This is a genomic window from Vibrio sp. AND4 (genome assembly GCF_000171815.1).
Lineage (GTDB): Bacteria > Pseudomonadota > Gammaproteobacteria > Enterobacterales > Vibrionaceae > Vibrio.
Genome location: NZ_ABGR01000002.1, coordinates 191,697 through 208,138, shown reverse-complemented (window position 1 = coordinate 208,138; position 16,442 = coordinate 191,697). Strand labels below are relative to the sequence as shown.

At 43.5% G+C, this 16,442-nt stretch carries 9 protein-coding genes; all 9 read right to left on the bottom strand.

Annotated elements, in window-relative coordinates; genetic code table 11:
• Positions 1 to 14: 14 nt before the first annotated feature.
• On the bottom strand, positions 15 to 2,141 hold the full coding sequence (rlmKL, locus tag AND4_RS03585) for a bifunctional 23S rRNA (guanine(2069)-N(7))-methyltransferase RlmK/23S rRNA (guanine(2445)-N(2))-methyltransferase RlmL (protein ID WP_043991475.1): 2,127 nt from the start codon (positions 2,139 to 2,141) through the stop codon (positions 15 to 17).
• A gap of 510 nt (positions 2,142 to 2,651) precedes the next feature.
• Complete coding sequence (locus tag AND4_RS03580) at positions 2,652 to 3,194, bottom strand: cell division protein ZapC (RefSeq protein ID WP_009841544.1); 543 nt, start codon at positions 3,192 to 3,194, stop codon at positions 2,652 to 2,654.
• A 168-nt stretch (positions 3,195 to 3,362) separates the two neighbouring features.
• Positions 3,363 to 4,373, bottom strand: a complete 1,011-nt coding sequence (gene pyrD, locus AND4_RS03575) for a quinone-dependent dihydroorotate dehydrogenase (RefSeq protein ID WP_009841543.1) — start codon at positions 4,371 to 4,373, stop codon at positions 3,363 to 3,365.
• Between the two features lie 300 nt (positions 4,374 to 4,673).
• Entirely contained in the window at positions 4,674 to 9,515 is a 4,842-nt protein-coding gene (locus tag AND4_RS03570) for an NAD-glutamate dehydrogenase (protein ID WP_009841542.1), read from the bottom strand.
• A 199-nt stretch (positions 9,516 to 9,714) separates the two neighbouring features.
• Complete coding sequence (locus tag AND4_RS19395; protein ID WP_009841541.1) at positions 9,715 to 9,933, bottom strand: DUF2835 domain-containing protein; 219 nt, start codon at positions 9,931 to 9,933, stop codon at positions 9,715 to 9,717.
• 65 nt (positions 9,934 to 9,998) lie between these two features.
• Positions 9,999 to 12,605 carry an aminopeptidase N gene (gene pepN / locus AND4_RS03565; RefSeq protein WP_009841540.1) on the bottom strand — a complete coding sequence of 869 codons (2,607 nt, stop codon included), beginning with the start codon at positions 12,603 to 12,605 and terminating at the stop codon, positions 9,999 to 10,001.
• Between the two features lie 253 nt (positions 12,606 to 12,858).
• Positions 12,859 to 13,524: a hypothetical protein gene (locus AND4_RS03560; protein WP_009841539.1), complete on the bottom strand. Its 666-nt coding sequence runs from the start codon at positions 13,522 to 13,524 to the stop codon at positions 12,859 to 12,861.
• A 209-nt stretch (positions 13,525 to 13,733) separates the two neighbouring features.
• Positions 13,734 to 15,728: a carboxy terminal-processing peptidase gene (gene prc / locus AND4_RS03555; protein ID WP_009841538.1), complete on the bottom strand. Its 1,995-nt coding sequence runs from the start codon at positions 15,726 to 15,728 to the stop codon at positions 13,734 to 13,736.
• A 17-nt stretch (positions 15,729 to 15,745) separates the two neighbouring features.
• Positions 15,746 to 16,369: an RNA chaperone ProQ gene (proQ, locus tag AND4_RS03550; protein WP_009841537.1), complete on the bottom strand. Its 624-nt coding sequence runs from the start codon at positions 16,367 to 16,369 to the stop codon at positions 15,746 to 15,748.
• Between the last annotated feature and the right edge of the window lie 73 nt (positions 16,370 to 16,442).

The window sequence follows — 16,442 nt, the reverse complement described above, 5'->3', positions numbered from 1 at the left end:
CTTTTAATTCGTCCCTATTCTGTATGAGTTACAAGCCAGCAGTTGTGGATGTGCTTGTTACGAGAGAAATCCAGAGGCAGAGTTTGTGAAGAAATATTCTGTGCTTTCAGGCCCAGCGCAACAAGTTCTGCTTCGTCCATCTTAAAATGACGTTTATTGTTAGAGAATACAATCGTACCGCCAGCACGCAGTAAGCGCTTAAGGTTTGCCATTAACTTGATATGATCGCGTTGAACATCAAACGACGTTTCCATGCGCTTAGAGTTAGAGAATGTCGGTGGATCAATAAAGATAAGATCGTATTCACCTTTCGCGTTTTCAAGCCACTGCAGACAGTCAGCTTGCTCAAAACGATGCTGACGACCCACACAGCCGTTTAGCTGCATATTGTCTTTTGCCCAGTTAAGGTAGGTATTCGACATGTCAATAGTCGTGGTGGAGCGTGCACCACCAACCGCAGCGTGCACTGTTGCACTGCCTGTGTAAGCAAACAAGTTGAGGAAGTCTTTCCCCTGCGCCATTTCACCAAGACGACGACGAGTGATCTTATGATCTAAGAACAAGCCAGTGTCTAAGTAGTCGTGAAGGTTAACAATCAACTTTACGCCGTACTCGTTCACTTCAAGTGTCTCAGAAACCTGACCTAATTTTTGATACTGGTTACGACCTTTTTGCTTCTCACGAACTTTCAGTACAACTTTATTCGCTTCTACGCCTGTCACCTGAATTGTTGCACGAATGATGTCAGTCAAACGACGCTTCGCTTTTTCTTCAGGAATATCTTTTGGTGCTGCATATTCTTGAATAACAATTTGATCACCATAAACGTCAATTGCGACGTTGTACTCCGGAAGGTCTGCATCATAGATACGGTAACAATCCAGTTTCTCTTTACGCGCCCACTTACCAATCTTACCGATATTTTTTTTCAAGCGATTTGAGAAGTCAGCTGCGATTTGTACATTGGTCCCCGCTGCGCCTTTCACTTCATCTGCACTGCGTTCTGCGATGCTGTAGTTTTTTTGGTGACACGGTAACGCACCATTGTTCAATTTAAACTGTCTGTCCGCACGCATACGAAGACAGCTTAATAGCTCGTCTGAGCTCGAGAAGATAGACGCTTTACAGCCACCGAACTCCGCTTTCAGTTGACCGCCAAACGCCGTGTATAACGCAATCAAACCCGGCTCTGTACCAAGGCGTTCACCATAAGGTGGGTTAGAAACAATGACGCCAGCTTCGAAACCAGCAGGGCGAACGATGGTTGCAGCATCACCTTGTGCAAAGGTAATGAGTTCTTCTACACCGGCACGACGTGCATTGTCCTGCGCAACTTTCAGTACTTTAGGGTCGTTATCAAAGCCAAAAAACTTAGCGTCAACTTTTTTGACGCCACGTCGAGCCTGTACATTTGCTTGCGATTTAATCTCCGCCCAAAGCTCAGGTTCAAAATCCTCTAGTGCTTCAAAGCCCCACTGTTTGCGCTTCACACCTGGTGCCATGTTCGCCGCCATCATTGCAGCTTCAATCAACAAAGTACCAGAACCACACATAGGATCTAAAAGTGGCTGAGAGCCATCCCAGCCACAACGAATGATGATTGCTGCGGCGAGTGTCTCGCGTAACGGAGCTCGACCAGATTCAGGACGATAGCCACGTTGATGAAGACCACTGCCTACCATGTCCACACCGAGGATCGCTTTGTCTTTGTGAAGACGTACGTGAACACGGATATCTGGACACTCTTTACTGATGTTTGGACGAGGGAGGTTCTTCTTCTCGAAGCAATCCACGATGCCATCTTTCACTTTCATCGCACCGTACTGGCTATTACGAATTTCACGGTTGGTACCATTGAAATCAACCACAAAACGTTTTGAGCTGTGGAATTGGTTTACCCAGTTAATTGCAGACGTCGACAAGTAAAGGTCCATGTCGTCGTTACAGGTAAACTCCGATAAAACACGTACAAATCGAGACGCCAAGCGGCTCCACAAACAGCAACGGTAAATTTGTTCGTTCGTTGCCTTAAATTTAACGCCTGCCTGTACTGGTTTGGCGTTTTCAATGCCTAGTTTGGTCAGTTCTTCTACAAGCAAGTTTTCCATGCCGTTCGAAGTTACCGCGAGATATTGATTCATAGTGTTCTTTCGTCGATAAAAAATGCTTTTAATTATACCTGACTTTACGATCAATGCCTCGTTTTTAAAGGCGATTTCTCTTTCGTTAGCGCAAACACTCACCAATCTCTTTTGTTGAAAGTCAAACCACATCCATCCATAAGAAAAATACATCTCTTAAATTATCGTCTAATAAAAATGTGCCCCATGGGGTAAGCGAATACTTATTCAGCGCAAATCTGGACTATACCAGAGGGTAATTTAATGTGTAATCTACTTACAAAACCCAACTAAAGGGGAATAAATGGTGGATTTATTGTCGTTAGATGGCCTAATTTAAGCGGATGCTAAAATGCTAAAGTTGAAATAAAATTGAGCAGCGTCGTATATTAAGCACGTTAATGCCCTCGCCTACAGCGACACTGAAGTTTATACGGAGGGGATAATGATAAAATTTGAGTAAAAAAAATCGACCTAGCTTGGTCGATTAATGTAAAAAAGGAACGAAAATAGAGAAAAAATCAAAGGGAACTAGCCCACCATTGCCATTGGCACCGTCATAAATAAATGCTTGGCGCATACCATGCGATCGTGCATCACTTTAATTGGTTGTCCGAATGATAGCGCTTTGTTGCCATCGAGCAGGAATTCATCTTTTCCTACATAAGCGCAAAGACTTGATGCCTCTCCCGACTCTAACACGATGAAAATGCCTTCTGAATAACGGTTTGTTAAAAAGACCATGTCCCCTTCTTCTGGCTCGTGCCCATCGCATTGGGCGTCAAAGAACCAACTCTTAGGCTGAACGGGCTTATGAAAGCGTTTCGCAGCTACGCAATAGAGCGTAAGTTCGGCTTGGCGGTATTCGTTGATGTCAAGACACCGGATTTTCTCGTTGTACGTTTGGAACGCACTTGCGTCATCAACGGTAAATTCATTGTCTGAGAAGGCACAATTGACCAACAGCTTACGGCTTAGATTGGTTTGGAAAATCATCTCCTCCCCTAAATCCAGCATTAGGCAAGCTTTCTGCTCGTCAAAATACCAATTCCATTTGTCGCTGGGTTTAAGCATTATTACGTTCTCTTGTTTGTGACTAGTTAATCAGTAATAAGAGGTAAGACGCTTAGTTACCTACTCATAATATTAAATTCTACAAACGAACGAATAAAAAAAAAGAGGAAACGAATTCCTCTTTTTCTTGTAACAAGCCGCGATTTCTCTGCTATTTAATGCTTTTTCTTATAGGTTTTTAACAATATCACGTACGAGTCTCGGCCCGTGGTAGATGAATCCAGTGTAAACTTGGACAAGTCGAGCTCCTGCCATCATCTTCTCTTTTGCTGCAACGTATGAGTCAACACCGCCCACACCTATGATAGGAAGTTTGTCACCGAGTTCTTCATGAAGTTTACGCACCACTTCCGTTGAACGAGATTGCATTGGGCGCCCACTTAGGCCACCCGCCTCGTTCGCATGCTTCATGCCATCAACGACTGTGCGGTCCAACGTCGTGTTTGTTGCGATCACACCGTCAATATTGTTTTCAATCAGAGACTCACAAATCTGGCTGATTTCCTCGTCACTCAAATCTGGCGCAATTTTTAGTGCAAGCGGTACATATTTACCATGTTTTTCTGCCAATTCTGCTTGTTTTGATTTGAGTTCAGATAATAGCTCATCAAGCGCTTCACCGTATTGCAGAGAACGAAGTCCAGGTGTATTTGGTGACGAGATATTTACGGCAATGTATCCCGCGTGCTCATACACTTTTTCCATACAAATCAGGTAGTCCTCTACCCCTTTCTCAATTGGCGTATTTTTATTTTTGCCAATATTGATGCCAAGAACGCAGTTGTATTTCGCCTTCTTCACATTCTCAACCAGATAATCGACACCAAGATTATTAAAGCCCATGCGGTTGATGATACCTTCGGCTTCAACTAAGCGGAACAAGCGAGGCTTTTCGTTACCCAACTGTGGACGAGGCGTAACAGTACCAACCTCGATAAAACCAAAGCCCATAGCATCAAATGCTTCGATGCATTCGCCATTCTTGTCTAAACCAGCCGCAAGGCCTACTGGGTTGCGGAATGTCAGCCCCATGCATTCTACTGGACGATTTGGTAATTGCTGTCGATAACAAAGGTCGAGAGGAGTGCCGTTAAAGCGCTGGAAGTTTTTGATTGCAAGATCATGTGCCTTTTCGGCATCAAGTTGAAAAAAGCCAGTTCTGGCTAGACGGTAAAGCATTGTGCCTCCGAAAGAAAAAAGCCCCGTGTAAACGGGTAGGTATTATTTACTGTTTTTTATCTCAATTCAATGAAAATGAATGAATTCAGCAAAATAGTACTTACAGTGGAATTTTTAGCTTATAAATCAATTTTTTAAGGGGATGTTCGTCATATAAAACAATAGCCTTCCTGACAAAGGCAAACGATTTTATGCGATAAAAACTTAGATGATACATGACACTGTAACTAAAAATACAAATTTACATCGTTTCAATATAAAAAAGCCTCGCAATTGCGAGGCTTTTAAGGAGTATATACCCTATTCGTTTGAAGAGCAGTTTAAGTTGAGTAGAACCAACTCTCTTAGCGCGACAGAGAATTTCGCAAACTCATGAACAGATCCAACTTTAAACTCGTTCAAGATACTTTCCCAACGATGAAGTGATCGTTCATTGGTTGTCATCCAATCTTCTAGTGCTTGCATCACGTCTAGGTCTTCGGTCGAGCAACCGCAGGTTAGAACTTGAGCCGTCAATTGTCGTTGTTGCCAATCGAGATCCTCGCGAAACGCTGCTCGCGCAAGTGCTTGCCAATTGTTGTCTACTGCTTGACTGTTAATTTGCTTCAAGAACCAGTGAAGTGATAAGCGGTCACCTAAGTTAAAGTAAAGTTTAGAGGCTTGCTCAACCGTTTTACCCGTTTCGCTTGCCACAGCGGAAATATCCAGCGCTGATTGTAGGCTAGAAAGACGAGCAACGTGATTGGCCAGATCCTTTTCTATACCACGTTCAATCCACTTCTGAGCAAGATCGTTATGCTCTTCTACTTCTGAAGCAACTAACATGGTGTCAAGTGTTTCAGTAATAGTATGAACATCATCTTTATACAGTGCCACTAACTCGGTTACCGTATTCTTACCACTGCGGTTGCGAAGTAGCCAACGAGAAATACGGCGCAATGCGCGACGGACATAAAACATAATTTCATACTGCGCTTGTGCTGTAGCAATGTTATCCAGCGCGCGTGTTTGTTTTAGAATATCTTCTAATTCGAAGATCTCACGAGTCGCACTGTAAGCATTCGCGATATCGACCACACTCGCGCCCGTCTCTTCTTGCAAACGAGTCACGAAATTACAGCCCATTTCATTGACCATTTGGTTTGCCAACCCAGTTGCGATGATTTCAGCACGTAATGGGTGGTTCACCATTTGATCTTTATAGTTACGGCGTAACTCACTTGGGAAGTAAGCGGCTAACTGTTTGCCATGGAATTCATCATTTGCAATGTCATCAGCAACCAACAGCTCTTTAAGAACCATCTTGCCGTAAGCAACAAGAACAGAGAGCTCAGGACGAGTCAGGCCAAGGCCTTGTTTTTCGCGCTCAATCAGCGTTTCATCATCTGGAATGTACTCAAGAGCACGATCCAAGTACCCTGCTTTCTCCATAGTATGAATGAAACGGATTTGCTCTTTAACGATTCCGACCCCTTGCTGCTCAGTCACTGAAATCGATTCAGATTGACGGTACGCATCGTCTAATACAATTTCACCCACCTCGTCTTCCATCGATACAAGTATTTGGTTACGTTGTTTTACGGTTAGATCGCCATTCGACACAAGACCATTTAAGAAGATCTTAATGTTCACCTCGTTGTCGGAACAGTCAACGCCGCCGACATTATCTACAAAGTCGGTGTTAACGCGACCACCTGTCGTTGCAAACTCGATACGTCCAAGCTGGGTCATCCCCAAATTTCCACCTTCGCCAACAACTTTCGCTTTTAAATCACGCCCGTCGATGCGAAGAACGTCGTTTGCACGATCACCAACATCAGTATGTGTTTCGCTAGAGGCTTTAACGTATGTGCCGATACCACCATTCCAGAGTAGATCCACCTTCATCTGCAGGATCATTTTAATCAGATCGTTTGGCGCTAAAGATGTTTTCTTCGTGCCCAACATTTTTTGGATTTCTGGTGATAATTGGATCGATTTAGAACGACGAGAGAAAATACCACCACCCTTCGAGATCAAAGCTGAGTTGTAATCTTCCCAACTCGATCGAGGCAGATTAAATAAGCGATTACGCTCTTCCCAGCTGGTGGCTGAATCTGGATTCGGATCAATAAAGATGTGCATGTGGTTAAACGCCGCTTGCAGACGAATGTGCTTAGATAGCAACATGCCGTTTCCAAATACGTCGCCGGCCATATCACCCACACCAATTACGGTGAAGTCTGTTGTTTGACAGTTGATACCCATTTCTCGGAAATGACGTTTCACCGACTCCCAACCACCTTTCGCTGTGATGCCCATCGCTTTGTGGTCGTAGCCATTCGAGCCGCCTGAAGCAAACGCATCACCTAGCCAGAAGTTGTATTCATCTGAAACAGAGTTTGCTAAATCAGAAAACGTCGCAGTGCCTTTATCGGCAGCGACAACCAAGTATGGGTCATCTTCGTCATGACGCACAACGTTCTTCGGTGGAATTACCTCGCCTTCAATGATGTTATCGGAAACGTCTAGAAGTGCGCGGATGAAACGTTTGTAGCAGCGTTGGCCTTCCGCAAAAATTTCATCACGCGTGGTCAGAGTGTGCTGTCGCTTACAAACAAAACCACCTTTCGCACCCACTGGAACGATTACCGTGTTTTTAACCTGTTGTGCTTTGACTAGGCCTAGGATCTCTGTACGAAAATCCTCTTGACGGTCTGACCAACGTAAACCACCACGTGCAACTTTACCACCACGCAAGTGCACACCCTCAATGTCCGGAGCGTACACAAAAATTTCAAATGCAGGTACTGGTTGAGGAATATCTGGGATTTCGCTTGGCTTCATTTTTAATGACAGCCAAGGCTTCGGCTGGTTATTCTCGCCCAACTGATAGTAGTTAGTACGCAATGTTGCCGTGATCATTTCCATGTAGCGACGGATAATACGATCGTCATCCAGGCTTTCCACACGATCCAACTCTGCCGTTATTTTCTTAATAAGGTCGTTTTGACCTTTTTCACTGCCTTTGTGTTTTGGATCGAATCGCTTAGTGAACAGGTTAACAAGACCAGTTGCCAAATCTGGATAATGGCTAAGAGTATCTTCAATGTATTGTTGGCTAAATGGGAAGCCAACTTGACGCATGTAGCGTGCATAAGCACGAAGAATTGAGATCTCACGACCAGACAAAGAAGCACCTAATAACAGGCGGTTAAAACCATCACTCTCTAGATTTCCAGCCCATATTTCAGCAAAAGCTTGTTGAAAACGATCGCGAGCCTCACGAAGATCAACCGTATTTTCACTCTTATGCAGCATGGAGAAATCTAGGATCCAAAACGTTTGACCGTTTTTGGTTTCGATCTGATATGGCGATTCACCGATCACACGTAGACCCAAATTTTCCAACATCGGCATCACATCGGATAGATGAATTGGCTCATCGCGATGATAAAGCTTTAAGCGAACTGCCTTCGACTCTGCCGCTTCTTCTTGCGGACGATAGAACAACATACCAAGTTTGTTATCATCGCTTAACGCTTCTAAACGTTCGATGTCTGCAACCGCAGAGCCTGGCATCATCTCTTCTTTGTATGAACGCGGGAACGCGCTCATGTACTCTTTCGAAAGTGGAAGACCTCTACTCTCACCAAAGTTAGCAATGATGGATTCTTTTAGGCGGTCATCCCATGAAGTCGATACTTCCATTAAGTTCTGCTCAATCTTTTTCACGTCAACATCAATGTTGTTATTGTCTACACGTACAATATAGTGGGTTCTTGCCAACGGGCTTTCTGAAAAGAAGGTGGTAAATTCAACTTCTTGCTCACAACCGAAGTATTGCTTAAGAATACGCTGGGTTTGACTGCGAAGCTCAGTGTTGTAGCGATCTTTCGTGGTATAAACCATGCAGCTAAAGAAGCGGCCAAACGGGTCTTTGCGTACAAACAAGCGCAATAAATCACGGTCTTGCATCTGCACTACGCCCATTCCTACTTCTAATAGCTCTTCTTCTCGAGCTTGGAGCAGCTCATCACGCGGGTAGTTTTCTAATATGTTATGCAGTGCTTTATAAAAGTACGATCCGTTACGATAGCCGCTGGCTTCTAAGATACGATCGACTTTTTCGCGAATCAGAGGAATACTTTGTACTGCTTGGTTATATACAGCTGAAGTATAGAGACCTGTGAATCGGTGCTCACCAACCACTTTGCCGTTCTCATCAAACTTCTTGACGCCAATATAATCAGTGTATGCTGGTCGGTGGATGCGAGATGCTTGGTTACCCTTAGTAATAATCAATGCATAAGGTTTTTTTGCTTCAAGCCTCGCTGAGTCAGAAAGCTCCGAAAGTTTGATGCTACGAACGCGGTTATCATCGGCGAACAGACCTAGGCCTTTCTCTTTCGCAGGTTGAAGCTCAGTGTCGCCATTAACGCTGACAAGATCATATTCTTTGTAACCCATGAAGGTGAAGTTATGATCCCCTAACCAGCGGAGATATTCGATCGTTTCATCCAAACGATCCGTCTTCATTGACACTCGATCTTTATTCTTCTCAAGATCGGCAGTGACGATATTAAGCTTCTCAACCATTTGTTTCCAATCATCAACAACCAAGCGTGTGTCAGACAAAATGGTTCGAAGCTCGTTTTTAAGCGCTTGCATCTCTTCTTTACTGCTTAAGCGATCAACTTCGATATGAAATAGAGATTGAAGAACGCCGCCCTCACCATTAATGTCCGTCACTTGTCCGTTCTTATCGCGTTCTAATTGCGTAGGGTTGTTGAGCATCAGGTGAGAAACAAGGTCGAGCCGCGTTAGCGCCATCTTGATGGAGTCCACCAAAAATGGGCTGTCTGGTACAACAATTTCAACGATGGTGTGAGTCGATTGCCAACCTTGGCGGCTGACCGTTGGGTGGAATACCCTTACCGAGATATCTTCAGGTTTCTGTTCATTGACATGGTGCCATAAGCTGACAACAGCACCATAAAGGTCGGATTCGTTTCGCTGAATCAAGTCATCATCAGCAATGTTACTAAATAGGTGTTGAGCAAGTTTAGTTACAAGCGGCTGGTGAGAAAGCTCGAGTTTGTCTTGAATTAGCTGATATACCTTTTCAAGCAGAACCGGCACTACATTTTCACGCGCGGTCATATTCACACTCCAGATTAGAATTGTTGTTTTGTAGGGGGACTCAACTTCGAGTTTTATTCTCGAAACTAAGCATAGGTAATGCAAGCATCTATTGTAAAAGCATAATTACAAATGTTTAACAAGAAATACTAGTGGTAGGAGGTGAAATGTTTGATTATGTGACTAAGATTCCTGTTTAAGTCACTAGAAATATCGGGGATTACAGAGCTTCTAACTTTAGAAACTTACTATTTTGGTCAGTTGTGAGTCTAAAACGTCCTTTAATGCCCAATTGACTGAGAAATGGTCGGAATTTTGATGCATCTAGTTGCACCCTTAACCCCTTGTCAGTAATGACTTGTACCGAACTTGCGGCACCAGAGTAATGTGAAAGAAATGTTTGGTATGGAATGTTAAGAGTGAAGTGATACTGGTTCATGAGTATGGATTTTGATCAAGACAATAACTAGGGTGGTCAAAACGACCACCCTATTATTTTGTCGGTTATTCGTCCAGTGCTTTCGTCACTTTTTCAAATAAGTCTTTCGCTAGATTGTCCATCGCTTTAAGCTTTTCGAGCTCTGCACGAATCAATTTTTGGCGTTTTTCATCGTATTTACGGAACTTCAATAAAGGATCAATCATACGAGACGCCACTTGTGGGTTGGTTTCGTTTAAATGACGAAGGATCTCACCAGCAAACTGGTAACCAGAACCTGACTTATCATGGAATTGCACTGGGTTTGCGTTTAAGAAAGAACCAATCAAGCTACGTGTACGGTTCGGGTTCTTCAAGCTAAATGCTTCGTGGCTCATGGTTTCTTTCACTTTCTCAAGTGCGTTTTCTACTGGGTTGCTGCCCTGAAGAACAAACCATTTGTCCATAACCAGACCATCATGCTTCCACTTGTCGCTGTAATCCGCCATTAGCGCTTCACGACATTCAAGCTGTGCACTGTTTGCTGCACTCATGGCCGCGATCGTGTCCGTCATATTGTTTGATGACTCGTATTGCGCTTTCGCTAGCTCGTTACCCTTTTCAGTGTGAGCTAGGAACTGCAGACATTGGTTACGCAAAGCTCGTTTACCAATTGCATCGTGAGCAATGCTGTACTCTGCTTGGTTCGATGCATGATAAGTAGCACTCAGCTCATCTTCTAGCTCTTTAGAAAGTGACACTGTAATTTTATTCAGTACCGTATCTACCGCATCAATATCAATCTGCTTGTACCAACCAGTGATTTCGTTGATGGAAGGCAGAGAAAGCACTTGAGCAATAAACGCAGGTTCAAGATTTGCATCAAGTAGGACACCACGGAATGCATCGATCAAGTCTTCTGACAGCTTAACCTCTCCACCTGCTTGAACATTAGTGACGTTTTGACAAATGTATTTCGCTAATAGCATTTGGCTAGCGTCCCAACGAGCAAAATCGTTCGTTGCGTGCTTCATCAAGAAAATCAGTTCATCATCGCTGTAATCGTATTCCAATTTAACTGGTGCAGAGAACTCACGAAGCAATGATGGCACTGGTTGTTCTGCGACGTTTTCGAACACGAAAGTCTGCTTGTCTTGCTTCACGTCCAGGACGTTGTGTACTGATTCACCGTTGATAATCAGGGGAATCACGTCACCGTTTTGTGCGTATAGCTCAATATCAAATGGAATATGTAGCGCTTGTTTTTCTGCTTGGTCGTGTGTTGCTTCAGTAAATTGCTCAACCGTTAGTGCGTAAGTTTTTGCTTCCGCATTGTATTCACTGTTTACACGAAGTGTTGGCGTACCAGACTGGCTGTACCATAAGCGGAACTGCTTAAGGTCAACGCCGGTTGCGTCTTCCATTGCAGAAACGAAATCTTCACACGTTGCCGCGGTACCATCATGACGCTCGAAGTAAAGCTTCATGCCTTTTTGGAAGCCTTCTTCGCCAAGTAGTGTGTGGTACATGCGGATCACTTCGCTGCCCTTTTCATACACAGTTAACGTGTAGAAGTTATTCATTTCAATCACTTTATCTGGACGAATTGGATGCGACATTGGACTAGAGTCCTCCGCAAACTGAGGACCACGTATAATGCGCACGTTGTCGATACGGTTAACCGCTCGGGAACCAAGATCCGATGAGAATTCCTGATCACGGAATACGGTTAGTCCTTCTTTCAAACTCAGTTGAAACCAGTCACGACAAGTCACGCGGTTACCTGTCCAGTTGTGGAAGTATTCGTGACCAATTACCGCTTCAATGCCCAGGTACTCGCGGTCAGTTGCGGTTTTTTCGTTTGCAAGAACAAACTTCGAGTTGAAGATGTTTAGACCTTTGTTTTCCATCGCGCCCATGTTGAAGAAATCGACCGCCACGATCATGTAGACATCAAGATCGTATTCAAGGCAGAAGCGCTCTTCATCCCACTTCATCGAATTGATCAGCGAAGTCATCGCATGACTTGCGCGATCTAGATTGCCTTTATCGACGAAGATCTCCAAGTCAACTTCACGGCCAGACATCGTTGTGTATGTATCGTGCAGAACATCGAAGTCACCGGCTACCAAAGCGAACAAGTAAGCGGGTTTTGGGTGTGGGTCCTGCCACTGAACCCAGTGGCGACCATTTTCAGCTTCCCCTTCAGCAATACGGTTACCGTTGCTCAGCAGGTATGGATATAACGCTTTATTAGCAATGACTTTTGTTGTGTATTTTGCAAGAACGTCTGGACGGTCCAAGTAATAAGTAATGCGTCGGAAACCCTCTGCTTCACACTGTGTACAAAATGCACCACCTGATTTGTATAAACCTTCCAACGCAGTGTTCGCTTCTGGATCGATCTTAGTAATGATTGTCAATTCAAATTCTGCTGGCAGATCGGAGAGAACTAAAGAAGCCTCTTTGACATTATAATGAGTCCAATCTTCACCATTTACTTTTACTCCGCGCAGATCTAGAGCTTCGCCATCAAGTTCTAATGTCGTTGATTCAGCCTTTTGGACTATGTTTGAGACTGCGGTAACGATAGTGTCATTGTCATGAAGATCAAACGTCAAATCAATATCAGTAATGTTATGAGATGGCACTGTATAATCTTTGCGATATTTCGCTTGAGGAGCTTGAGACATGTCCATAAATCCTTGTATAGATAACCACAAAAATACCAGTAACGAAGGTTAGCTGGTATCACTATATAAGCTATTTGTAGGGTTTGTGGTATCAGAATACAAGTCTTTCCGTAAAAAAACGGGGCGTTTAGTGGCCTAGCTCAGTTTTCTGATTAACATTTAGTCTACGCCAGAATAATTCACTATTACTCAGCCACGTAAAGCCAGCAAGAAGTGTCACTGGAAAGTGATGTTATAGCCAGCCACCTATTTGTTACGGCGTAACTCTATTAAGCTCTGCGTACATGTTACCTGCAGAATCCTCAATCGTTAATTCATTTTGATTTAATGTGTATCGCGTTCCATGTTCACCGTTCTCGTACAAAAGAACGAGATGTTCATCTTCTGTGAAGAATACGCCCTGCTTGACGGATTCCTCACCTTCTGCATTCGAAACTCTAAACATAAATACGAAGTCTGATTGAAGAACGAGATCCATCTGATTGATGTTGTTGGCCAGCATACCATCGCCAGCAATTTGTGAACTAGACCAAATCCCCGCTAGCGCATCAGGCAACCCCTTGGTAAACATCACACCGTTTAGGTCGAGTGTATTGTGATTATTTCGATATGAATAAACTTGAGGTTCATCAGTATTCAACCCAAGGACAAGGGTGTCTTCATTGGCATTGTACAGCCCTTCCCAATGGTCAATTGAATAATCACGTTTTTGAATATCAATGGCAAACGTGTAATCTGAACCTAGAGTCAGCTTTATCGCCCGAAAATCCTCTGATGTGTCGTCCGGGTTTGGGTTCATGAGATACCAGTCACCAATTAGAAAAGGTGTATCAAAATGGCTAAGTTCATCTTCCTTGTTGGTTTCCGCGCTAGATATGCTGATGCAGCAACAGCTAAGCAAAATAACGAACCATTTCATAACGGAATCCTTATCGTTTTCTTTTAGCTTAGGCTCTAGATCTCATTTTTGCTAAATATATGAACTTCATCACGTAAATTATTGGTGCAAATTAAGAGTATTAACAATTGAGATTACTCAATAACCCACGGTTTAAACACAAAAAAAAAGAGTGAGCCGCAATGACTCACTCTTAATGTCTAATATTTATAGTCGTTATCACTGAATTTTTACTTCTTCAGCATATCTACCATTATAGCGACGGATTCATCGAGATAAACGTCTGGTGCTTCGTAGTCTTTCGGTACATCGTCTAACTTCTTGAATGCTTTTTTATCCAAGTGAGATTGGCGTTTATTAATCCGCTCTAAACGTAAGGCATCAGCTTTGTCTGATTCATCTTCACGAACTTTCTCGTTAAGAGACAATAAGTTATCATCTTTCTCTTTACGGTACTTTTCGATATCCTCATTGATGAATCGGAATTCCATTTCATCAGCAATACGCTTGGTATGAAGCTTAGTAAGCTTGGTTACAAGTGCAGCATTACTTGGCAGCGTTTGATATTTCGCTTTATCGATACTGTCCCAAGGCAGAGCGTTGCCCTCAACACTCTCGCCAGTTTCACTTGGCTCAACTGGAGTTGGGTAAGCAATGTCTGGTGCTACACCACGATTTTGAGTACTGCCACCATCAATCCGATAGAACTTTTGAATAGTATATTGCACATAGCCAAGTTCTTTGTCGAAAAGATCGTAGATGTGATTTAATGAACGGTGCTGTTGAACTGTTCCCTTACCGAAAGAGTTTTCACCAAGTATAATCGCTCGGTTGTAATCCTGCATTGCTGCCGCAAAAATCTCAGACGCAGAAGCGCTATAACGATTAATCAATACAGTTAATGGGCCATCGTAACTTATTTTGCCATCAGTATCCGCGTTAACTTTGATTCGACCGTAACTATCTCGCACTTGAACAACTGGCCCTTCTTTAATAAACAGGCCAGTGAGTGCCGTAGCCTCAGTGAGTGCACCGCCACCGTTGTTGCGCAAGTCCACGATGACACCATCAACATTCTTACTTTTTAACTCAGTCAGCAATTTGTCGGTATCTTTCGAAAGGCCAACGTAGAAGCTTGGCACTTCAAGGACACCAATCTTTTTACCGTCTGTCTCTATGATTTCAGACTTGACTGCACGGTCTTCTAGGCGAACTTTATCACGCACAATAGTGACAACGTAACTCTTCGTGTCCTTACCTTCTGGCAAGACTTGAAGGTTAACTTTGCTGCCTTTAGGACCTTTAATTAACTGGACAACGTCATCGAGACGCCAACCGATAACATCAACAACTTCTTCGCCATCTTGACCGACACCTATAATGCGGTCGCCCTCACCTAACTGTTTACTCTTAGAAGCTGGACCACCTGCGACCAAAGAACGAATCACGGTATAGTCATCTGTCATTTGCAATACAGCGCCAATCCCTTCCAGTGACAGATTCATCTCTGATTGGAATTGCTCAGCATTTCGTGGAGATAAGTAGCTAGTATGTGGGTCCACTTCACGAGAAAAAGCATTCATGTAAAGTTGGAAAGCGTCTTCGTTACGAGTTTGCGTAATACGTTTCATCGCGTTGTTGTAACGCTTCTCTAACACTTCTTTAATTTCTGGCCATTTTTTACCAGTCATTTTAAGGTTAAGAGCATCGTACTTAACACGTTTGCGCCACAATTCGTTTAACTCTGCTTTGTCTTTTGGCCATGCGGCCTCAGAGCGATCTAATTCAATAAACTCATCAGTATCGAACTTGATTTCTTTATCGAGTAGAGTCAGCGCGTAGGCAAAACGGTCAAAACGCTTTTTTATCGAAAGGTTATAAACGTCAAAGGCAATCTGGTTGTTGCCAGCTTTCAGCTGATCGTCAAGGCTAATTGACCAATCTTTGAAAGAATCGATATCGGATTGCGTAAAAATGTTTCTGTTGTAATCGAGCATTTCTACGTAGCGTTCAAAGATCGCCTTGGAGAAATCATCGTTAAGGTTAAAGTGCTTATAATGAGAGCGAGTAAATCGAGACGTTACTCGTTTACTAGCGGTTTCATGCTGAACTTCAGGTGCAAGAACCGGCAAATCATCTTTGTTTAATTTAGCTTCTAGAGCCTGAGCTGATGCTACTAGCCAGAAGCTAGCAGCGATCAGTGTCACTTTTGAACGGCAATTCATGCGTAGGAGTATCTCCCTTATGCGCGCAAGTGCTCCGCTTTCACAACCATTTGTAGGCCGTTAGCAAGTTGAACACGTACATCTTCCTTATTGACTTCAACAATGGTCGCTGCCATGTTTCCCTTGCCCATATTCACGTTTACTGTGTTTCCAGTTGTGATTTCGTCAGCGTTTAGCGCGCGTGTTTCTACAGGCTTACTTTCTTTTTGTACTTTTGGATTAGCACGACGTGGCTGCTGTGGCTTCTTAGCCGCAGGTTTTGCTTTAGCCTTACCCTCTTCACGAGCTTTCTTAGCTTGCTCTTTACGACGAGCTTGAACTTTCGCTTTGCTCTCAGCAAGTGTCGCTTTAGCGTGCTCTACATGTTCCTCTTCTAGCACACCACATGGGTTGCCATCTAAATCAACACGTACCGCGTCTGGTTTCACACCATGAAGGTAACGCCATGATGAAGTGTACTGTCTTAACGCCGCACGAAGCTGAGTTTTGCTTACTTTTTCGTCTTCATTTAGACGTTCCGCAAGATCTTGAAAAATACCAATTTTCAGTGGTTTTGCTTCACCTTCTAAAGTAAAGCACTTTGGGAAACATTCAGCAATATATGCGATAACTTCTTTGCTGTTTTTTAACTTTTCAGTCATGAGGGTTCCTGGTTTGAGCGGATTTCCGCGAAGCCTTAAGAAAAAATATTCTCGTATTATAGTGACATGCTAA